We start from the raw sequence: 25,388 nt of genomic DNA, 5'->3' as shown, positions 1-25,388 counted from the left end.
GGCGAGTGGATGTTCCCCTTTCAGGTATGGTTAAGGACATCGTCTATCCCAGCCTCTTTAATATTACGGTACAGCCAGAACAGCCAACGGTTGATGATAGTATTCTCATTACCGCACAGGCAACTGATGATTCAGGTATTGCCTCGGTTCTTCTTAATTATTCGCTTGGAGAGAATTTCTCTGTCCTCGAGATGTATGCACAAGGAAATGATACCTATGAACAGGTCATTGATCCCTCTCGGGCTACAGGAAATCTTACCTTCCAGATTATTGCAATTGATCTTGATAATAACACGAATGTATCAGACTGGTATGTTCGTGAGATCTTTTCTCCTATCATGAATATTGAACCCGAAAATGTGGCCATAGGTCCTGTAGCTATTGGAGAAATTGTTGATCAAAATATTACCTTCACGAATAAGGGGAGTTCTTCCCTTTCCGCAACTCTTTTCGTGCCTTCCTTTGTTAGTGAAGTGAATGGTTCATCAGGAGATCTTTGCACGAGTCCCTTTATTGCAACCGGCGATGATGATGGACGGATCTATCTGCTTCCGATCTATCCTAATGGTAGTGTGGGACAGGAAACATTCATTGGACAGCAAAATCCCCTGGTAAGGGGTATTGGCATCGGTGATTTTGATGGTAACCGCAACTGTGATCTTGTTGTTGCCGATGGCTCTGGCACTCTCCAGCTTTATCCTCAAGTAAGCAACTGGACCTTGAGTAACCCTCAACTCATTGGAAATTTCACTGCAAATGACTATGGAATGGACATGGCTGTTGCTGATTTTAATAATGATAGAAATATGGACGTGGCTCTTTCCGGCAATGATGATGTATTGCTTCTATTCTTGGGCCTTGGAAACGGATCTTTTGGTGAACCTACATTCCTTGCTCTGCAGGGATACGGAAGGGGGAAAGATGCTGGGGATGTGGATCATGATGGAAACAATGATCTTGTTGTTGGAACCTCAGGACAGGATCTCGAGTTTTACCGTGGTCAGGGGAATGGGTCATTTTCATCAAGAGAGAAAATCCCTTATCCTTTTTACGATACTTATACCGTCATTCTTGGAGACTTTGATAATGATCATCACCTTGATATAATTTCATCTACCTATTGGTATTATGATACACTCAATTTCCTTAAGGGTTATGGAAATGGGAGTTTTGCAGCATATCAACCGATAGATGTTGATCTTAATAATTACATCCGAGGAGGAGATGCCATTGATCTTAATCGTGATGGTAATCTTGATCTTATTGTTAGTAATGCTGATTGGCAAGGGCGTGTTTATCTCTTAGAGGGAAAAGGAAATGGCAGCTTTGGAGCACCCGTCCAACTTGGCTATGTTTCTGGAAGTTATCGATGGGGAATTGCAACACCGTACTCTGATAATGGTATGCTGATCACTGTTGATGCGAATAGCCAGGCAATCATACCCTTGAAAGTCTCTACCCAATTACCAGGCGGCTACAATGATTCTCTTGTTGTACGAAGCAATGATCCACGACAACAATTCGTTGCTCTTCCCTTCACGCTCGATGTTCGAGATGATGATCCTCCTATTCTGGAGACCATAACAACCATCACTCAGCCACTCTATGTCATGGACAATGTTACCATTGAGACAACAATTCATGATAATAGTGGCATCAAAAACAGGACGCTTCTCTTTAGTCAAGGAGAAGGCCCATTCCAGTATATCACCATGGATCATGTTTCAGGAACATTGCGGAATGGAACCTATCGAGGGATTATCCCTGCAACAGTAGTTCCTATGAATGTTACCTATGCGGTTATGGCTGAGGATCTTGGCTCCTTTGTTATTTCCTCGTCGAACATCACCTATCGAACAACGACCTCTCCTGTTATTACCAATGTCAGCTGGAATCCAGCGTATCCGAATGTCAATGAGCCGATTACTCTCAGCGCGATCATTACTGATGATCGTCAAGTAGTTGAGGCAATCCTTTCCTACAATCTGAGCTCGGGAGAAACAGCAAATCTGACTCTTATTCCGACGAATGTCTCACCGCAGTATTCTGCACTCCTTCCCTCTGTTAATGAGACAACAGAGGTCCAATTTGTGATGACAGCAACGGACGATGATAACTTTACCAGTCAAAGTCAGCAGTATGCTTTTATCATTGATGGAGAGAGTCCTACGATTCAATATGTTACTCTTGATCCAGAATTTCCCAATGCAACGACAACGGTAATAGCGCGAGCGAAACTGGATGATAATGTCGGCATTGCGAATGCAACACTTTTCTATCATTATCTGGATAATAATATGACCTTTGAAGAACCCATGAGTCCCGTACATCCGCTGGAAGAGATCCAGAATAGTTCTGGCCAGACTAATCTTCCAGCAGATTATCTGTATTGGGACACCTATAACGGAGCATACATTAACGATGGTGGGCAGGATGCCTATGACGGGATGTATTACTTACGTCTTAATGACCGTATGTACTCTGCATACGCCTCTCTGTGGGAGGCAAATGGGAGAGAGATTGTTTTTGCACCCCAAGACCTTGATGGTCTCATGGTACAACGAAAATTCTACGCTCCTCAGTCGGGCTACTGGGCTAGGTATCTTGATGTTATCAGTAATCCGAGCAATGCTACCCGTACCGTCACTCTTGATATTTACGGAAATCTCGGATCAGATGGTGCAACTATTACCTGGGCTACTGAGGAACGATGGTTGGGCACTGATGATTATAATGCAACAGGAGATCCGACACTTGCTCATGTGTATGGTAATGATGCAACAGTTAGTCGAGTAAGTGATGGTCTCACTATTTCACAGGTGGTAAGTATTCCAGCAAACGAATCTCTTGCATTTGTCACCTTTGCCATAAAAGTTCCTGATCAAAGCATTGCTCGTGCTCTTGCTGATGAGATTAACGAGGGATTTGAAAACGAGCTGAATGAGTACAATGAATTTCTCTCTGGAAGTGAATTAGCTGCTATTCATAACTGGGATATTTCACGTAGGGTAATAAACAGGGTAATGGGTTGGGTAGGAACTATTTTACCCTCAAACCACTCGGTCAATGTCAGTTTCTTTATTGCTGTTTCTGATTATGCGAGCAATGGAATAACCTCTGCTCCCTATGGGTATTTTGCCGATGGTGAGCCTCCGGTTATTCTGAATGTAAGCTCTGACATTGACCGAATAACTCCGCTTGAGAATGTTACCATTGAAACGTTTGTTGCTGATGCAGGCGGTATGCGAGAGGTTCATTTATGGTACACCTTTGAGAACAGTTCTCCCCTGGCTATTTTGATGAACCAAACAGAAGGAGACCTCTTTGCAGGACGATTTATGGGAACGATTCCTCCAACAAATATTCCCCTGAATGTAACTTATCGTATAGAGGCAATTGATCGTTCTGCGCAAGTTTCACAAAGTTCAGTCTTTTCATACCTCACCACAACTGCTCCTATCATTAACCAGCTTACCACGGTTCCACCGCTCTTTAGCAATCGGAGCTTTACGCTCTACCTCCTTGCAAATATTACTGATGTTGATGATAATCTCGTTGGCGTAAACTTTAGTCTGTATGATCCTTTTGGACAGGTTATTCTTGATAATGTTGCTGGACAGAGGGATGGTGACCTCTTTACCTCACCAACTGTTTTTGTAGATCTCCTTGGTGTTTGGAATTATACAGTTCTTGCGATTGATGCAGACCAGAATGTGGTTACTCAAGAGAACACTTTTTTTGTCGACCAGATCTACATTGACCAGACGATCGATCCCTCAACAGTTTATCCCTTATACCCTGTTACCATTGATGGTAATCTGAGCCTTGTAAATGGTAGTCCCCTGGTTAACCAAGAGTTTAAGGTGTTTATTAATGAAACACAACCGCTTTTGGAATGGTATGAAAGAGGCGGATTTATAACCGATGAATCAGGCCAATACCATTTGATCTTACCAGCTCCTGTTGAGCTTGGAACGTATAGTGTTAAGGTGAATACTTCTTATCTTACACTTATCGCTAACCTCGAGCAGCCTCTTACCGTGACGTACAACAATCCTCCAGTCATTATCGGAATCCCCAATCAAACGATACAAGAGGATACTCCGTCAACAATATACCTTGATCTCTTTAATTACACCTCTGACCTTGAGCAGAATCTTTCTGATCTGGTGTTTGTGATTGAGTCCCAGACACGATCAGATGTCATTAGGTGTTCTATTATTGGAAATCATTTTGTCACGTGTAATAATCCAGAGCCAAATGCTTCTGGCCTATCTGAAATAGTGGTTTCTGCACATGATGGATCAAGCAAGGGATATGGTAATTTTAGCGTAACCGTCTTACCAATAAATGATCCTCCGGTGATCTTACCATTGCCCAACCTGAGCATCAATGAGGATGAGCTTCCTCCCCAACCGTGGCTTGACCTCTATAATTATACCGTTGATATTGACGATAATACCACTGATCTTGTGTTTACGCTCTTGAATCAGAGCAATGAATCACTTATTCGATGCACGCTTCGTGAGAATCAGTATGTAACTTGTGACAGGCCTGCCGTAAACCAATTTGGTAGTTCGACACTCCATCTTGAAGTTCGGGACCTTGGAGGGCTTACTGACGAAAAAATGTTGACGGTTACGGTGTTGAGTGTCAATGATCTCCCGAACATTACTGTTCTCTCACCACTTGGTGAGTTTAATACCACAGAGCCACTCCAAAGCGTTGCATTTACTGTTGAGGATATCGAACAATCAACGAATAACTGCCAATTATTAATCAACGGAAAGATGGTTGATGAAATTGTAGCGTACGCTCATGTTCCCACTAATCTTACTGCGAGAAACCTCACTGAAGGAAGAAAATCGTGGTTTATCCGTTGTTATGATGATGCTGGGTTCAGCACCAGCAATGAACAGTTCTTCAATGTCTTCACTGATCTCTCACTCACTTCAGAGCAGATGCTGATGATCCCTCCCTATCCCTTGGAAGGAGAACGTACGACGTTACTTGCGGGAGTAAGGAACCTCGGCTCAGTTGCTGTTGATAGGGTAGCTGTTTCATTCTATCTTGAAAATCTGTCGAATCTTATCGGGACGGTTATTGTTTCTGTGCCTGCAAATGGTTCAGCTAATGCTTCTATACTGTGGACAGCAGAGAGCGGTACTCATGAAATTTTTGCGTACCTTGATCCTGAGCTTCTGGTGTTTGATAGCAACCGTTCCAATGATCTTGCAAGCCGTTTGTTTACTATCACGCCAGATACGTTTTCCCCATCTTTTTCAGTGATTGAACAAAGTCCACTTACCGTCACTGAGCACACCACTCAGATAATCTTTTCAGTGCAGGTTACTGATCAGGGTGTTGGTGTTGATCCTTCCACAGTGTTGCTCAATTATACCATTGATGATATATCTGCTACGAAGCTATTGACCCATATATCGGGAGACATTTATCGAACAAATCTGAGTGCTGGGGAAATTGATTTTGATAATTATCAGGGAAAAAACCTCACCTTTTTTGCAGTGGCGCGCGACTTCAATAATAATCCAGGGATTTCTGATACAGGCTCATTATTTATTACTCCTATCAATGATATTCCTATTCTTACTATTATTGAGCCAGATAACCGTTCACAGTGGGGACGTATTAATACTATCTCTTTCAGTGTTAATAATGATGAGGAAGGGCCGGTGAATTCAACACTCTTTTACTGGGAACCCTTTGTATGGGCTCCTTCGTACGAAGAAGATCCTGACCAGTATTTCCTTCAAGGGGAGTGGACAACGATAGCTCATATTGGGAATGCCTCATTCTACGAGTGGCAGACCAATGGCTTTAGTGGGTATACGCGCATAAACATTACAACAAATGATGGTGTTTATACCGTAAGCAATGCCTCTGCAGTATTTACGGTAAATAATGTTAATGTAAGCCTTGTCATTACCAACGTTCGTGCCAATGATTCTTATCTTACAAGACCAGAGGCTCAAATTACTGGTGAGATTAATGCCTACTTGAGTGACCTAGCGACCATTGCCATTAATGATTCACGATTTACGCTTACGCTTGATCCGCGAGGTAAAAGAAAGGCGAACTTTAGTTTCCTGGCTCAGGAGCAAATAAGCGAACCATTCTCAGTAACGATTAATGCCTCTGATCTTGCTGGGAACACTGGAGAGATCAACGCGACCATGTACATCGATGCGGTATTACCTCAGATATTGAATGCAACTTTTGAGAATGCGTTTACCAATGATCTCATTACACTGGTAGTCAATGTTTCAGATGATATTGGCGTTAAAAAGGTTCTTGCATTGCTTCCTTTTAATGCGACTGATAATTTTACGAATGCCACACAGATTCTTGAACTTACGCAACGTACGCCACCGGAAGTGAATAACGGAACCTTTAGTGGAACCTTTAAGGCCCCTCCTTTTAATGGTACCTATCCGACACAAATGAGCGTTTTTGATTACGCAGATAATAACTTCACGCAAGACATAAACCTTGATGTGGTGTCTGGTGTTGATCTTACGCTTGATGCATCAAACATTACAACGAAGCCTTCGGAACTAATGACCGGTGATCCCATTACTCTTCGTGCTACCATCCGTAATATTGGCGGTAAATTTGCGTTGAATGTTCCTGTTGTGTTTATGGCATATAATCAAACTATTGGTATTGATGTTGTGAATGTTACCTCACCAATGCAGCAGGCTCTTGCAGAAATTGAGTGGACAACAACGGGATTTGCAGGAACAGTGCCTATCCATGTTGTTATTGAAGAAACTCCTGGAGTATATGAATCTAATCGTACGAATAACAACGCTTCGACAGAGTTCTTTATTGATGGTCCTGATTTAGCCATTGGTGCTCTTAGTTTCCGTCCATCATCACCAGTCTTTGAGGGAGAAGTCGTTAATGCCACGGTTAGTATTATGAATCTTAAGAACATTTCTGTTCGTGATGTCCGTTTGACGTTTTATGAGAATGTCCTTGACCTTGAGCATCGCATTGACTTTACGAATATTGACGTTCCTGCGTATGGAATAGTCAATGTATCCACTCCATGGCAAACTGCGGGGTTATTTGGTGTCCAATATATGATTGTTGAAGTAAATACCTTTAATCTTCCTGCAGAACCAGATCGGTCAAATAATATCCTCAATGAAAGCATTACCACCGAGCGATATGTTCCTGAGAATATTCCTGACCTTCTGACGTTCCCCAAAAAATCATTACCAAGTATTCCTGGAGAACAAGTCAGGGGATTAGCAAGCAATGACTTTAACCAAGATAATAAGACTGATTTTATCGCAGGAACAAATACAGGAAAAGTTTTCTGGTATCGAAATGATGGCGTTTTTTTAACCGACAATAATAAAACCAAGAATGTTCTTTTCACTCCGGTGCTCATTGCTGATCTTGGAGAAAAGGCATGGGGAATGACCTCTGCCGATGTTCTTGGAGATGGCTATCCTGATGCTATTGTTGGTACTGAAAGTGGCCGTGTCATTTTTTATAATAATTCCGAGGGCACTTTTACTGATAACCTTACCTTATTTGATGCGGGAACCTGGGCGTATGGACTTGCTGCAACAGATGTCAACAATGATAACCTTTTTGACCTCGTTGTTGGCCATAAAATAGGGCATGTTGATTTCTATATCAATACGATGCAGGATACTGGTATTAATGATACCAGCCTTACTAATACGACGTTTGTGTTCAATAAAACCATAACGAACCGTGATATGCCATTTGGCATGACCACTGGTGATTATGATCTTGATGGCCATGTTGATATTATGGTTGGTGACATGCTTGGTCAAATTGAGCGGATTGTTTTTGAAGATGGGTCCTATAATGGATTCATCTTTGCCGATCTCGGATCATTTGCCCATGGATTAACAACAGCAGATATTGATTATTCTGATAAACTGGATCTCTTTGCCCTTGGCTTTGATGGCAATGTTCGCTTATATTTCAGCAGAGAGGGTGGCCTGGTTGCAGATCCGTTAATCATTGGAACCGTGCCCAATTCGTTTGGACTGACTGCCGGAGATTACGATGCAGATAATGATATTGACCTTATCGTTGGAAGTGAAAATGGCAGTCTGACGATGTTGATGAATAGCCTCATCATTGAGAAATCCATAGAGCCATTGCCAACTCCTCCACGCAGAATTGTTGAGGTAGAGTCACGTATTGAAAATCCTTGGGCAAGGGAGATGATAAACCTCACCTTAATTGAGGAGTGGTATGACCAAGTACGTTTTGTTGAATCTGCCTATCCTGTCTGTATAAAAAGGGACGAATATGGTCGATGTGTGCAATATTTCTACGGAGATTTATATTTCTTTGCAACGCCACAAGATCACCAGTCATTGCAGTACAAGTACTACCTTGATTTCCCCAACCGCATTTGTCGTGAGAGTATGGATTCCTGTGATTATATTACCACGATTGATGGAATGCAGCTCTTCAATCGTTCGTTTGTGGTGAATGATCCGCTTGCGATCTTTGATGGGCTTCAAGAGTTATTCCTTCGAGAGGGATTTAGTTTCCGCTATAAACTATTGCCTAATGAGGTAACTGATCTTTCAACGACAAGTATCCTGAACTATACCCTTAAAGGGTCCTTTAATACACCCATGACTGATTATCTCTTGAGTGATGATGTATCAAATATGAATAATGCCATTGCAAACACCAAGAACATCAACCCTAGCAGATGGAAGTCTGACCGAGGCTCTGTTGATAATCTTGTTATTGCACCTGATTTTATACCTGTTGATCTTACCTACTCGGGTTTTACTCCACCACTTGAAGACGGTGATCCTCTTACCGTGACTGCAACGATCCAAAACCTGAATAATATTGCTATCGATGATGTCAACGTCATGTTCTTTGGCGAGAATGAAACTCTCCGTTTTGGATGTCCCCAATGTAAGAATGATACGACCTTCAGTATAGGACCTTACGGAACTGCACGCGTATCTGCTACCGCTCATTGGTTTGCCTCATACGAAAATGATAGTAATTTTACGGTTGTGGTAAATCCCTTTTTTGATGATGTTGAAACCAATTACGAGAATAATAACTTCACCAATATGCTTCTGGTCAATTATACACCGCCTGAACCCCCGGTAGTACTGGTAACAGACCTCAGTAATGATAACATCCTCTTTGCCAATGGTATGAATATCACGAGCTCATTCACTGAGGGTGATGTTCTTACCGTGTACACGAACGTTACTAATATTGGCTTGAACCAGTCACGTGATGAGAATATCGCATTCCTTGGATTCATGGATGTACCACCACCCCAATGTGGTCGTGTTATCCCTAGGAACATTGCATTGAATTGCACCCTGACCAGCCCCCTGTATAACCGTGATTTCTGTGGTGGCTCTGTCGACTGCTATGGCAAACCTTGCACTTTCCTTGGAGATCTTCAACCAAATGTGACTGCAACGACGTCGTATGCCTATACCTTGGGAGATTATAAACAACGCTCTCAGGGAATCTATAACTTTTCCACGGTTATTGCAAATGTTGTTGTTAATGAAACAAACCCCGAGAATAATGCCCAGTATGGAACCTATGTCGTCCTTCCCAGCCAGCCAGATATCCAATTTAGTTATAATCAATGTGATATCTTAGCTACCAAAGGAATCAAACTTACCAATCCTACCGAGGAGGTTATGCAACTGAACTATGAAGAGGTAAACATCGGTGGTTATGACCTTACGGGTTATGATGTAGTTATTTATCTTGATAATAATGATTCTATGATTCTTGCAGAGGCTGCTAATAATACCATCCAGAACCATTCAGAGTCATCACGTGCAGCAACCATCAATTGGAGTAATGTTCCGCCAGGTGATCATAACGTCTATGCGTACCTCGATTACGGAACAACACCAGAGGAATCAACAGCAAGGGCAATGACTCCTGACAATCTTACCTATCGTTCACGTATTGCAGGAATAACCGGAAATAACATTACGGTAAGTATTGAACAACGGGAAACAGCAATGACCGAGCTTCGCTCTCGACATGATGGTGGATCAACGCTTATTTCAGTGACATCGGTTGCAGGTCTTGCTGTAGGAGATACCATTCGTCTCGATAAAGAAACACGGCATCAAATTACGGACATCAATGAATCCATGAATACGCTGAACATTACCCCCGGATTGACCAAAACTCTTGAGCAAGGGACTGATCTTTTCCTTGTGCACGATGATCTCTTCAGAGTGATCATCAAAAAGAGCACAGAAGTTGTTACCCAAACTGCCTTTGATCTGACAATCCACCGTGATGTTGAGGAGTATGTTTATGATAAATTAGCAGATAATATGACGGATATCCAAATACGTGCGGACGTTGTTGAGGTCATTACTTCAGGAGGATTTACCTTGAATGGAACCTTCACACCTTCTACACTTATTTTTGCGTCTGCCGAGAATGGTAATCTCACCGAGAGGCCAATGGTTGGTAGTGTGCAGCTGGTTATTCCTGGTAGCTTACCGCATGAGCGTTCTGATTTCTACCATGAAAAGAGCACGGTATTCCAATGGAAAGAATTGGTTATGGGAAATCTCGTTATTCTTCCTGACTTTCCCTTAGCTGGAGATATGGTGATGATCTCTTCGAGCGTAGAGAACAAAGGAGATATAAGAACAGGGCTCTTCAATGCCACACTCTATGTCAATGGTGAGCCAGAAGAAACAAAGACGCTCTCACTGCTCGCTCACGAGACAAAGCCACTTCAATTTACGTATCGCATCCCAGAAACAGAGTCCCTTGGCTTGGACATTCTTGTTGTACTTGATCCTGAGAACACCATTACCCACGAGGATGAATCTAACAATGATGCAAGTGGTTTTATTCCTCTCTCTGCTTCCTTTGAGTTGAATCTTTTGTCCAGAGAGCATGAGATTAATTTCCTTTCATCATATGAACAGGAGAATGATACCTTTGGGCTCACTATGCTGAACCTTGATGGTATTGCCATGGAATATGATGCAACCCCGAGATTTGTTGATTATGATAGTGATGGCGACCTTGATCTCATCATTGGTTCACGCGATGGAGGACTTCGTAGTTTCAATAATACTGGGTCTAATCCTGATCCACAATGGGAAGAAACAGATTGGTATAGTATCGATTGGCGACAGGATGAAGTTCCCTCGGTACAAATAGATGGTAAAATATATCCAGCCGTAAGTCTGGCAATGCTTGATGTTAGTGCTCGGTCTGCACCCTTCTTTGTTGATCTTGATGGTGATTCTTTGCCTGAACTTATTGTTGGTGATACCTATGGGAAACTCCACACCTACAAACGAGTTATTGTTTCCAAACAGGTCTATAACCCAGAACAAGGAGAATATGAATGGATCACCAAGAAGACGTTGATCGTGTACGATTTTGATGAAACCGGTAATCTCTCCTTACTTCCACAAACTCCTCGTGCAGTTCCTGTCTTTGCTGATTTAGATGGCGATTCTGACAATGATCTCGTCATGGGAAACCAACAGGGAAAATTAACCGGCTATATGAACACCGGCAATCAAACCAATCCACAATGGGTCGTTTCTTCCTTTATGCTTGATAATATCTCGGGAGCGAGCGATGCTGCCCCTTATTTTGTTGATCTTGATGGTGATGATGATGATGACCTTGTTTTGGGGCACCGTGATGGTATCTTGTTCTTCATGAACCGCGGAAATACAACAACACCTCTTTGGGAGCAGGATAATCTCATTATTCGTGAAGAGGGAAAAACGAATTATCGTCCTGTTTTGGCGCATCTTGATGCAGATCAAAACCTTGATCTTGTTGTTGGTGCAAACAACGAAACTCCCCTGAAGCTCAGAAGAGGATATTTTGAGCCTGTCAATGTGCAAGTGGTTAATTTTGCCAAACGAGAAATGGACATCAGTCGTATTAAAATCTCTGCGGTCAATAGCAATACCGGTATGTTTGTTACTGATCTCTTTACCGATGGACCGTCCACTATCACCATGAAGCAAACTATTAATCAACAGTGTGGGAAGGTTGGCACTCTCCTCAGTGGCTATCGTCTTCCTGCAGAATCTGCTCTTGAACGTGAGTATGATCTTGATATTGCTCAAGATCTTCCGGTGAATACTAGCATACGTGTCAGGGCAAGTAAGCAGGAGAATATCAATCCCTCCTACTATATCTCCCTTGGTCCGGGAGAGTGTAAAGATGAGATTTATCCGTATATGTATAACCCCTATTACGGAGGAACCAAGGGATCGCCTGTTTTTATCTATCGACCAGAGCTTGGGGGAAATACCTTTGATATCTTTGTTCGTCCTGAGGAGACTTATGAGTATCAGGGATCATATAGAATCTTTGTGAATGGATCAATGTCCGGAGAATTTACGTGCGCAGCTTTATCAGGGACAGAGGGATGGTGTCCCCTCTATAATCTCACGCCAGGAATGGTGAATACTATTGTTGGTTCAGGTGAATTACACAGATTGCTTCATCGCGACCAAGGGTATGCACTTGTTACTCCAGAAGAACCTCCGCTGGTACTGCTGGTTGATAATAAACTAGAGATGGAGCTTAAGCCCGGGTACGTAGAGGACATTAATCTGAGCATGCGGAATAATAATCGGCGAACCTTTACCATTAATCGTCTTGCATTTGAGCTATTTAACCAGGGAAATCAGACGGGTACACAGGAATTGGGTAATGGAACCAACAATATCACCGTCCCTGTCTATGCAAATGCAACTATCATCTCCTTGTTCACTGATGTTTCAGGGGTCAGTCTTTCTCCAGGAACAACAACACAAAAGAGCTACAAGATCTATATCCCTGAGGGCGTTCCGCTGGATGCAATGTTACTCGTTAAGGCTATTGAGCGGTATAACTTTCGAGATGATCAGTACGATCGTTCGAACATTGAGGAGCTTTGGCCTGAACCTGCAGGGGTAGGGTTTTTAGGTGATGGCTTCTATTATCGCAGGAATCTATCAGTAACGAGTCTTTACAACACCACAAATCCGTTATGGCTTACCAATCCAGATCCGTGGGGTCATCAGCCGTTTAGCTATGGAGTAAATACAATAATATGTCCGAGGGAGGAAGGTTTTCCCATTGTTGTTGCTGACCCTGATGAGTCTTTTTTGCGCAAGAACCTCTGGTTACCACGATCATTGATAAAAGCAGAACAAAAAAATACCCTTACCCAGAACTGTTACTGTCCTCCAGCAGAACCATTTGGAGAACCAACCAAAGAAGCTCCATCAGCACTCTCACTCTGGATTAATGGAGATTTACAGTTTGGCAAGGTCACTGAATGTGGGAACTTTATCTACGGCTGGGCACCAAACTTTGATGAGCTGTCCCTAGGGCAGAACAACCAGTTTGATCTTTACTCCATGGGCCCCCATAGATCCTTTGACATTACCTTTTATGATGCGCTTACCATGGATTATGTTGCAGCTGCAACAGTTCCTCCGCGACATAAGGCATTTGATCTCGAAATTACGAATATAGGATCTGAAGGGTTTTTACAGCGTCAGCATGAGGAACTGATTAATATGACTATTATAAACAATGATGATGATCCCATCACCGTTCGCGTTATCTCGTATGATCTCATCACACCGCAGGGACGGGAAATCCATCTTGGTACTGACACAACACCGATGACTATTCCACCGCTGTCAATGCTTAATCTGACTAAGCTCATTCAGATTCCAATCGATGTACCCCTCCATGCACGGCTTCGTGTCCAAGTTGAGCGGATCTTTACCTTCCCTGATCTTCTCTGGAACAGGAATAAAGAAATAACACTCTCCGAACTTATTGCTCAAGATACTCGTGATTATCATTGGGGCGACACACTTCCAACAACTGAAGAAAGCAACTATCGCAAACATTTCTTTGCGCCAACGGATATTACCCGTTCTGAGATGCTTTTGGGCGACGAATCTTTTGAAACCGATGTTTACCTCAATGGAGAGTTTCAAGGGTCAGGATATCCGGGTTGGTCACCTATCTCGGTTACGTCAAGTTTGCGACAAGGACAGGATAACCTCATTTCAGTTGCAGGTGCAATTCCTGACACCCAAAACATGCTGTATGCAGGTGTCAGCCAAGAGGGAGGAGAGGTTGTAGAGCCAGAGGAGGATGTTTTCTTCACGGTCTTTGGCATGAGGGAACAACAGTATTCATCTGAGCGAGAACCATTTTTTGTTTCACCTGGCGAAGATATAACTGCTCGAATTCGTTTAGAAAATAAGTACAATAAAACCTTAGTATTTGACCTGATTATTTCTGCAGTTGACTTTGAAACCCTGAGTGAAATGACCTTATCTCAGAATACCTTAACCGTTGGGCCAAAGCAGACAAAGGATCTTGAGGTTGATCTCCGTATCCCCTTGACGTTCAGTAATCAAACTCGTTTGCAGCTTTCAAGTGTCTGGAAAGATGAATTAGCTGATAAAAATTGGTTACGGGGATCAAACTTTAACGATGATCAGGCAAAGAACAAATTCCTTGATGATTCCCAATGGGGTGTTGTTGCTGTTGGTCCTGCGAATGAACGAGCAATCTACTTCAGAAAGCATTTCTGGGTTGATGCAACGGTTAATAAGATTACGCTCACTACTCAGGGAGTTGCAAACACCTGGATTAATGGACTGCCAGTTATGGGTAATGAATTGCGTAATGAATTTACCAAAAGCGAGACAAATATGATCGCGCTCAAAGCAAATAATTATGACATTGATGCGACCATTACCTTGGATCATTTTGTTCCAGTCCGTTCAACTGATCTTGAATTTACCAATCATAGTTATTCTTCCATGATACCTCTCTCACAGGGAGATCTTTCCTGTTTTGAAAATCAAGAGTTGTGCGATTGTACGAATCAGAGCAGAGGGATATGTACGTACACTCTTGGACAAGGAGAACCCGTATTCCTCAATGTAACCTTGCGTAATACCGGAGAACTTTTCTCGAAAAACTTCGATCTTAGAGTGTATGCCAGGAATCTTCTCACCAATAAAACCACTGAGTTTAAGCGAGAGACAATCACCATGCATCCCTTCTCTTCAGAAGAATGGATGGTTTCATGGGACACCAAGGAATTGGCGGGCTTCTATGACTTTATTGTAGGGGTAGATGGAGAGGATGTTATTATAGAAACCTTTGAACGCAATAATGAAGCGACCAGGCGGATATATGTGAATGCAGCGCCAGTCATCCACTACCTTGCTGCAGAGGAACTCAAGGGATATCAGGAACCGGTTACTATCCACGCTAGCATCGAAGATAAGGATAATAATCTTGAAGAGATAAATGTATCCGTTTTGACACCAGTGAATGCAACCAAAGAGCTACCTGTTCAAAACAGTACCAATAGTACTTTCACGTTTACTTTCATCTCTTATAATAGCTCAACTTCTGGTCGTTATTTCATAACAACCAATGTATATGATGGGCTTGGCAAAAATGCACGTGCTTCTCGCTATGTTGATATCTTTGATTCATTGTACCTCAATGTTAAGACCACAAAGGATCAGTATTATGCAGGGCAAACAGTTACGCTCCAACCGCCAAAATTGACGAATCTCAGAAGAATCATTGTAAATACTCAGCCACAATTGCTCGACGCATTTGATGGTACTGAAGCAATCAAAGGAGGTGCACGCTTAACAGTCCAATCACGCTCTTTTGATCCTGATGGTGATCTTCTCACCCTCTATGTTTGCGGAACACATACTATAACCGCTACTGGTTGTACTGGCCAGACCTACTGCCAGTCCTCAGCTTATCTTAGCCCCACGTGTTCATTCCTCACTGAGCAGGATGATCTTCTCCATACATGGTTTGCTGCTGTTGTTGATGAAAAGGGATCGGTAAGTATGATTCAATCTGACACCTATCAAACAGACTCAACACCACCACTGACGAGACTATCTTCATTTGCCGGTGAACAAGACAATCATACTGGTACGTTCATTGATACCCTTGATGATGCTAAGACTATGATTACTGTTGAAGGAGAACCAGGAATGAAATGTCGATTCGGAAAGGATAGTGTTTATCGTTTCCATAAGGACAGGAGTTATACTCACTTACGAAATGAGTGTTCAGTATCAGGAGCGTTTGCGAATTGCAATCTTGGCAACCTTACCCGGGAAGATACGTCTCGAGACAAGATTACCAATCTTACCATGGCCTATATAAGTTGTACTGATGCTTTAGGGAACGATCAAAGGAATACGGAGAATCTTGACATTCTATTTGGTGTTGAACCAGCCACGCAGATTTATGATGACTACCAAGGAGAGATTATTGCACCTGGATCTACGATTACCCTCCAGGGAACAACAAAATACTGTGTTGATGATAGCGGACGGTGTCTCCCTGACCAAAAAATTGCTTATGGGTCGATACCATTTACAACATCTGGTGTCAAGCACTTACGCTATCTTGATGCGAATCAGAGCGTGAGAGATATTCTTGTCCTTGTTAACTCCGAGCCAGTCCTTGGCAATCAAATCTTTTATGACTCTGTAAGCGAACATGCCACTGATGTCTGGGTAACCATTACTGATGTTGATAATCAGGAATTACATTGTACCCTTGCAGAAGGAAACATCACTTATGAAATGGTGATGGAGCAGGGATTTGCAACCTCCACGCTTCATGGCGATGCTGGTCAGTTACTTACCACAACAGTTACCTGTACTGATGGATTTGTCGAGGTTTCAACACCTGAGCAGTTGCATACTCTCCCGAATCAGGCACCATTCATAAGGAACATACCAGATATAAGTCTTGAACACAATGAGGAAATAAGCCTTGATATAGGATTTTTTGGCACAGATCTTGAATCTGATGCCTTGGTGTACACGCTCCTGAATCAAACGAATGAAGAAATCGTTGTTGCAACTCTTGAAGGTACGAACCTGAGTGTACGGTCTTCAAACCAATCTTCAAATGATACTGGCAAATCAACTGTTTGCTTTACTGTTCATGATGGGCTTGCCAGCAGCAATCCTTCCTGTGTTGATCTTTTTGTTGAAAATGGTGAGGAATCTAAACTTAAAAACAACGAATTACAGAACACAACCGTGCGGCTTTTCATAGAGATTGAGTATTATAACACGACCGTTGAAGAATGGAGCGATGAGTTAGTGTTGTTAACAGAATCAATTAAAATGTTGCCTGATGCTAGTAACCAACTTGATTTGAGTAGAATCTTTCATTGGAATTCTTCTTTGGCAAACCATACCGAAGGGCTCTTTAGAGTTATCTTTACCGCAGTTGATGAAAACAACATGACGTTGATAAATAGGGATGGAAGAGCCATAACTGCGTTGTATAATTTTACCATCGTGCTCTTTAATAGCGCGCCAAATATGACCAATCTCCCGGATCAATTCACCTTTGAAAATCGCAATCTTCAACCAGCTATGAGCCTCTTAGATTACACGACGGACAATGAACAGAACATTGAGAACCTCACCTACAGCATCCTGAATCAATCAAATACTTCCCTTATTGGTTGCTTGGTGGAAGAAGGTTATTATCTCTCATGCTATCCTGTTGAAAATCAAACAGGAACCAGTGAAATTACAGTCCAGGTCTTTGATGGTTTTGCATCAAGTGAAGATACTTTTGCGGTTACTGTTGTTTCTTATGAGAAGTTCTTAAGTCAGTCAGCAAATCTTACCTATATCTTTGTCTCGGAAGAATTTAACCTTTCAGGAGATCCTCTCTCTGGTTATCGGGCCTATTATGTAACGAACGAAACCCAGGCGGGAGAGTATATTGTTATGGTTATTGTCTCAGATGGTCTTCTTAATGTCTCAGAGAATATTACGGTAAAGGTTGTTGAACCAGGCACGCCACTTCTCCTTCCGATTGGCGATAGAAATATCAGTGTTAATCAGACCCTCATCATCCAGCTAAATGCCTCTGATCCTAATAATGATACCTTAACATTTTCCACGAATGCTGCTGAAGTCTTGTCCAGTAATTTCACCTTCAATGCGAGTACAGGATTCTTCAGTTGGACACCATTATTTGAGGATGTTGGTTGGTATGATGTCGTGTTTAATGTCACTGATGGATTCTTCTGGGATGCCGAAACAGTGCGTATTACTGTCTTTATCAGTAATCATGCTCCGGTATTAGAAGACATTGGTAACCAGTCTATTAAGGAGAATGCAACGCTTCTTATCCAGCTGCATGCTTCTGATCCTGATAATGATACCTTACTCTTTAGTACCAATGCAGAAATGGTTCTCCCTGAGAATGTTAGCTTTAATGAAAACTCAGGCGTATTGAACTGGACTCCTACATTTGATGATTCAGGCGACTATCTTCTTCTCTTTAATGTCACTGATGGTGAATTCAGCGACGAGGAGATTATTACGCTTGTTGTTGAGAATGTTAATAGGGCACCCGTACTCTTTGCTATTCCTCCTCAAACCATCTTTGCGGGACAAACACTTATTATTGAGGCACATGCCACTGATCCTGACAACGATACCTTACTGTTTGGTACGAATGCAGCTGAAGTCTTGCCAAGCCCCTTTGTGTTTAATAATAGCACAGGATTTTTCAGTTGGATCCCTAGCGAAAATAACACCGGTGTCTATACCGTAACCTTTAATGTTACCGACGGCAATCTTTCTGATGAGAAAATAGCAGTTATTACGGTTCTCAATCGCATAACAACACTCGTTGCAATGAAAGATAGTTTCCTGCGTAATGGTGACGATGATGCTGATGGAGTTACCACTGATGAAGAATGTGATGATGATGGTGATGGAGATGTCTGTGATGCTAATGAAGGTGCAAATGAACAGTTGTATCTTCAAAAGGCAGGGGCAGAAGAAGTTCTTGTTGTCTTTAATGTATCAGGGGTGATGACAGAGAAGATACAAGAAGCATGGTTGATCTTGAGTGTTGCTGACATCCGTCAGAATTGGGGTCCATCTGGAAAGTTTGTTGCAGCTTATCCTATCTTGGAGGACTGGGCAGAAGGAAATGGTTGGGGAGTTGGTCATTCTCCTCCCATAATCGGTAATGGTTCTGGAGTAACGTGGCATTGTGCAGTTGATGAAGATATCGCTAATCATCGGATTGATTGTGACACCCCATGGAACGGAGGAACCTTTGGACCAGCAACAACTCCAGGAGTGCTTCATCCCTATAATGTCACCACTGAAGCACGTTGGAATGTTACGAAAGATCTCAAAAATAATTCCTTCTTTGGATGGATCATTAAGCCTGATGATGATGATGAATCGGAAAATGGATGGGTGATTTATTATGCTAAAGAGGGAGCTCGTGCTCGAAGAAATCTCAGTCTTGCTCCTCGACTGGTTATTAGCTATGAATCCCCTCGTTATATTAAGCATAAACCCGTCCTCTACCCCCTTGAGAACATGAATCTTACCGAAAATGAGGATTTCTCATTGACGCTTAACGCGACTGATCTTGACGATAGTATCTTACGATTCTCTACGAATGCAGCTGAAGTTTTGCCAAGCAGTTTTGTCTTTAATGAATCTACGGGTATGTTCTTCTGGATACCTACGTTTAATGATTCTGGAACCTATACACTTACCTTTACGGTAACCGATGGTTTGCTGAATGATACTAAGCAAACTATTGTTCATGTTGCCAATAGAAATCGGCAACCCCTTATTGTTTCTCCACCAGTTACTCAAGCAATAAGTAAGCAGGCTTATCAGTATGCTGTCGAAGCTCTTGACCCTGATCTAAGCTATGGTGACTTAGTTAATTATAGCTTACCCTTAGCTCCTCAAGGAATGGTTATTGACCCCTTGCTTGGAACAATCACCTGGGTTCCTAGTGAAGAACAGATTGGAGAACACCCGGTGCGTATTGTGGTAAGTGATCGGGAACAGAGCCAGGATAGTCAGTCATATACATTACTCGTAAAGATGTTCAATAGACGACCGTTAATAAACGTAACCATGTATCCCAAGAATCCAGAACCAGAAGCATTGCTCCATTGTTCAGGTCTTACTGAAGATAGTGATGGTGATAATGTTTCTGTTAACTATTCAATCTTCTCTGGTCGTGTAGTGAATGGACAGCTTCTCCGTTTTGGTGAATCTCCAGATCAACCTGCGGACTGTACACTCTTAGATGTACCTGGGAAATATAATTGTACGACATATCTCTCGAATGTTACTTTGGTTCGTGGAGAGGTTCTGGCCTGTCGTATGACCCCTTTTGATGGAAAAGAGAGAGGGGAGCCTGCCATGGCTATGGTAACTATCAAGGATGTCAAAGAAGAAGGATCATCAGCTCTCAACAAAACGCCACGAGGAAAACAAACACCGCCAGAAAACCTCAGTTCTGAGTAGTTTCCCGTAATTGAAAATCAATGTCTTTTATCCCTTCACGACGCCAATAGGATCGACGCGTACTACAGGAATGCTAATACCCGCTCCTTGGATACTGTTGACAACTGCATCAATGTTTTTATACGCTAACGGAGCTTCCTCTGCCAAGCTCTGTGCACCTGTTGCCTTTACCACCGCACCCTTACTTTCGAGTTCTTTTTTGATTTGTTCTCCACGAAAGGTCTTAATGGCTTGATGTCTGGACATTGCTCTTCCAGCGCCATGAGCACTCGATCCAAAGGTCTTTGTAAGTGAATCTGCTGACCCTTTTAAAAGGTAAGAAGAGGTTCCCATAGAACCAGCAATTAACACCGGGACGTCAGGGAATGCCCTGGTTGCTCCTTTTCTATGGACAAAGACCTTCTTTTTTTCTCCATGAACCATATGTTCTTCGAGCTTTACCACATTGTGGCATAGCCCATAGATAGTATGGATGTCCATTGCTCGCCACGATTTTTTGAAGACATCCTCGAAGACTTCTCGTATCCAGTGCGTCATGATCAGACGGTTGGTAAATGAGTAGTTAACCGCACAAATCATCGCTTTCCAGTAATCCTTTCCTTCAGGAGAGTTTGCTGGTGCACATGCTAATTGCCTGTCAGGCAGGATAATATTATACTTCTTGACTGCTTGTTCTTGAATTTTTAAATAATCAGTAGCAACCTGATGACCAAAGCCCCTGCTTCCACAGTGAATCATGATAAGCACTTGGTCTGTATCATGGATACCCCATTTTTTTGCTGTTTCTTTATCGTAGATATCGCCAACCTTTTGAATCTCTAAAAAATGATTTCCCGCTCCGAGTGTACCGAGTTGTGCTCTCCCTCGCTGACGTGCAAGGTCTGATACTTTTTGAGGATCAGCACCCTCCATCCTTCCTAACTCTTCCAAATGTTCTTTGTCTTCCTGACATCCGTATCCCTTGGCAATTGCCCAATCTACTCCCTGTACCATGACTGCATCCAGATCTTGAGCGTCAAGACGTAAACGTCCTTTTGCACCAACGCCGCACGGAATGGCCTTGAACAGTTTTGGCACTAGCTCAGGGAGTTTTTCTTTGATTTCCTGATGGCGTAAATTTGTTCGGATAGAATTTATTCCACAGTTAATATCAAACCCACATAATCCTGCAGAAATAACGCCGTTTTCTGCATCAAATGCTGCTACAGCTCCCATCGGTAAGCCATACCCAAAATGAGCATCAGGAAGCGCCAGCACAGGCTCAAGAACGCCGGGTAAACAGCAGACATTTGCAAGCTGGCCAATGGTATCATCTTCCATGGTGTCAATAATCTCCTTATTCGCAATGATCAGTCCATTAACGCGCATATCTTTTCTTGCTTCCTTGGGAAGCTCCCATTCAAAATCACTTTTTTGGATAAGTTTTTCTTTATAGGTCATAGTATTATTCTCCAAATTGGAGGAGAGTATCCATCCTTTAAAAAAGTATGGGCAAGGAGTCTAGGTGGTGGTAAGAAATTTTGATAACGTGGCTTGCCATTACACCTAAAAGGAAATGTCAACGGGCAGTTTACTCCTTGACAGTGGTGTCAAAACACAAAGTTTATAAATGGAAAGCGTTTTCCAGCTACCCTTAGTTATATTTTGGTTAAATTATCATATACTAATAATAAGTAAAATCGGAGGATTACCATGAACAGAAAAGGACTCAGTATAGTAATGACTACTCTTGCTGCGTGTGCTCCAGTGCAATCAAATCGTTATGATCTGGGCCCTTCCAGCCAAATTCCTGGAAACGGATCGTCTCTTGTTGAGCATATTAAAACTATTGCTGCAAGTGAAGGACTTATCGATACGATTGCTGGAACACCAGTATATCTTTCTTCAGCTGGAATAGAATTTCCTCCTGAATTTGCCCTCAGAGAAGTAGATGATAGTCATACACTCGTCCAAATTAATTCACCAGGAGGCAGAAGGCTTAACGCAGTCGTTTCAGATCATGGTCACATTAGTTCGCCTAATCCAGCAGATTCTTTAGGTATCTCTGCAGTTCTCCGACAGATGCCTTCGACGGATAATCCAAATGCCTTTGCATTAAGTCCTGGCCATGCTGATGATACATCTCTTCTTCGAGATTATATTGTAAGTTCAGGGAATACTGACGCCAACGGGATGGTGACTACGCTGTATGCACAAAGAAGAGAGTTGTTTGGAAAACCCAATCCTCTGCATGGTTATACAGGAGAGGTTTTGCATAACGGGCAAATTGAGGAAGTTTTATTGACAACAATTGGTGCCACCTCCTCAGATGGTTTTCATTCGGTGAAGTATGCTCGAAGAAATGGTGGTCAATTCGAACTGTCTTCGGGAAGAATACATGGTTTAAGTCTATCGACTACGAGAAGTAATGAAGGAATAAGCTATGTGCTTAAGGGGCTTTCAGACAGAACGCATGATCTGGCAGAAGCGCTACGAGCAACGCATGGTTTTGACACTCCTTACTCAGTTTCAGGTCCAGCGTCTCTTGATACGAGCTTGCTGGCAGAGTTTGCCAGAGGATACAATAACGTATGCAAGCCAAACGATAAGAGACCATCATCTTCCTTAGACACACGAGACTATGGACCTGTTCGGATGAGTATTACTGAAGAAGGTGGTTTTACCCTCTCTGGTAATAGTGATGGTGTTCCTTTCAGCATTCTTTATAAGCCCGGAAAGACACCTTCAGACAGAGTTTCAGTTGCGTATGGAAAATTTTCAACAGAACCTGCTGTATCGAGGGAACTAAAAGAAGACTTATATGGCATTGCTCGGGATATTGTTGCGCAATCCTCTGATGTAGTTACCCGTCAATTTTTGCCTCCTGCAGGATTGTCTAATCTTTTGAGCGATGGTGAAGTTGCTAGCCAAGGAGCTTTCCTCAGTGATATTGCCCGATCAAACTCTGGTCCTACTTATTTTACTGATCTTTTTGGGTTTGGTCCAGTAGCCATGGATCACCACTATGTTGATGGACATCCTGTTCTTCAGTTCAGTGGTCATAATGGACAAAATAACTTTGTGGTCCAAGTAACTAATAACGGATCAATAACGGTTAACTATGGAGGGTTTAATTCGACCTCACCTGTCCGCGGTGATGGACTAAGAAATTTTGGAGCCATGCTTGTTCATGAAGCATATACCTCTTCAGTTGATCGATTGGCAAGCCAGTAAATCATTAATCTGCACAAATGCAGTTAACCCGGTTTACGATCGTGTCATTTTTTATACGGCTTGTACAAACTTTTTTCCTAATGCTTTATCAGATCTTTTAGTATACCAAAGTCCAGTACACTATGACCTTCAGGGTCAACCACATACACCTCAAAAGATCTCAGGTTCTTTTGGCAATACGGACTTAATCGTTGTTCTTGAAAAATATCCGATCCTTCAGTAACTAAGTTAAATGATGGCAAGACAATGAGATTTTTGTTCTTGTATCTTCCGACGAGAAAACACTTGTACCGTTCAACACGATTACCTTCTTTTAAACTGATGCAGGGATGTTCATGGCCAATGATGATAGTATGTGCTTTTTTTACCCGTGCCTCGTCCTGAGATTGGTTAGATTGGTTGTTTTTTTTAATAAGCTCTTCGATCAGCTGATGACCATGGCAGATGATATACCCGTCGAGAAGAAGGTAATCAACAATACTCATCCCTTTTTTTTCTGCAATAGGGCCGAGGATCATATCATGGTTTCCCTTGACAAGAATCACTTGTTTGCATCTTTTTTCTAAGAATTCAAGGAGTTTGAAGGTGTCACGCCATTCTTGTTTAGAAATAACACCAAACTCATCCTTTAGATCTCCATTGATAATGATGGTTTTCGGTCGAACCTGTTGCAAGATGCTCTCAAGCCTTTTCATTGTCTCCTCAAGTTGAAATCGAGGAATAAACACCCCTTGTTTATTCATGGCTTCTTCAAACCCAATATGGAGGTCGCTTATAATAAGCGCCTTTGGATGAGGGAGATAAACACTGAGGTCAATAAGTTTGCATGCTTTTTGATTAATGCTCATCCATGACCAGAAGTTCTTCTTACTCTTAAATGTGAGTATTCCATCCCCCCATCTGTGATGAGGGGTGTCGGGTTTCTCTTGAATCATTCGTTATTGAGAGTTCAAATTCAATCTAAGTAATGGGTAATTCCGAGTGTATCTTTGGAGGATTTGCTTGATAATCTTTTTCCTGAGACTCCACACCAGAGCAGGGTTCTATGGAAGAACGAACTTCATTCAAGATACGAACCTGTTGTGCGAGAAGATTCTCAAAAACATAGGCAGTACGGACCATAAGATAGACATGCCAATCATCACAGGACAGATCTCCTGGTGGAGTTTCTGTATCGAGCACATGGTCAATATCCTGCTCGGCAACGTTAGCCTCATGTATGAGGTTGTCTAAGAGTCTGCTGTATTCTGATGCAGCTTCAGGATCGATCAAGCCTTGGAATGAAAGATATGCTAACGCAGTCTGTGCCCGTGTAGTGAGTAATCCAAAGGCATTCCTTCGGAGCATGACTGCTTCACGTGGTAATGGATACACTACATCGGCATACAGAGGGAAAAGTTCATAGCCCATGAGCACTCGGTTGGAGGCAAGATCTGCTAATCGTTCAAGATCATGGATAGGATTGTCAGGTCCATCATCATTGAAAGGGTTCAATAAAACATCAAGGTATGCGGCATTGATTGCATGAGAAAAAGGAAAAATGGCTTCTGCATTTTGATCAACAAAGGTAATCCTACCGAGATACCGTTCAGTTGGATGTCGAGCAATAGATAATGAATGGAGCATTGCATTATCGCTTGCATATACCTCTGGTTTTGCTTTGTCATAAGAAAACAATACGGTTCCTATACTCATAAGAGATGCGTACAACACAGGACGTTTCATGATCATCACTTTGTTTTGATTGTTTGAGGGTATGAA

General features: G+C 42.4%; 5 protein-coding genes. 2 read left to right on the top strand and 3 right to left on the bottom strand.

Translation table 11 applies throughout. The features are described 5' to 3' along the window. Positions 1–20,414 (top strand): VCBS repeat-containing protein (locus HYW21_07515; protein ID MBI2549170.1); only part of this gene is annotated, 20,414 nt, incomplete at its 5' end. Between the two features lie 27 nt (positions 20,415–20,441). Here the strand turns inward: HYW21_07515 and HYW21_07510 are convergent. Further along, entirely contained in the window at positions 20,442–21,854 is a 1,413-nt protein-coding gene (locus HYW21_07510) for an RtcB family protein (GenBank protein MBI2549169.1), read from the bottom strand. 252 nt (positions 21,855–22,106) lie between these two features. Here HYW21_07510 and HYW21_07505 point away from each other — a divergent pair, with 252 nt between their 5' ends. Then, positions 22,107–23,627: a hypothetical protein gene (locus tag HYW21_07505; GenBank protein MBI2549168.1), complete on the top strand. Its 1,521-nt coding sequence runs from the start codon at positions 22,107–22,109 to the stop codon at positions 23,625–23,627. A 77-nt stretch (positions 23,628–23,704) separates the two neighbouring features. Here the strand turns inward: HYW21_07505 and HYW21_07500 are convergent, their stop codons facing one another. Both HYW21_07500 and HYW21_07495 read right to left on the bottom strand, forming a co-directional pair. Next, positions 23,705–24,475: a metallophosphoesterase gene (locus HYW21_07500; protein MBI2549167.1), complete on the bottom strand. Its 771-nt coding sequence runs from the start codon at positions 24,473–24,475 to the stop codon at positions 23,705–23,707. Positions 24,476–24,587: 112 nt separating this feature from the next. Beyond that, positions 24,588–25,352: a hypothetical protein gene (locus tag HYW21_07495; protein MBI2549166.1), complete on the bottom strand. Its 765-nt coding sequence runs from the start codon at positions 25,350–25,352 to the stop codon at positions 24,588–24,590. Positions 25,353–25,388 lie beyond the last annotated feature (36 nt).

This window comes from Candidatus Woesearchaeota archaeon (assembly GCA_016187565.1).
GTDB lineage: Archaea > Nanobdellota > Nanobdellia > Woesearchaeales > JACPJR01 > JACPJR01.
The sequence above is the reverse complement of the archived record's forward strand: the minus strand, read 5'-3'. Positions and strand labels throughout refer to the sequence as shown.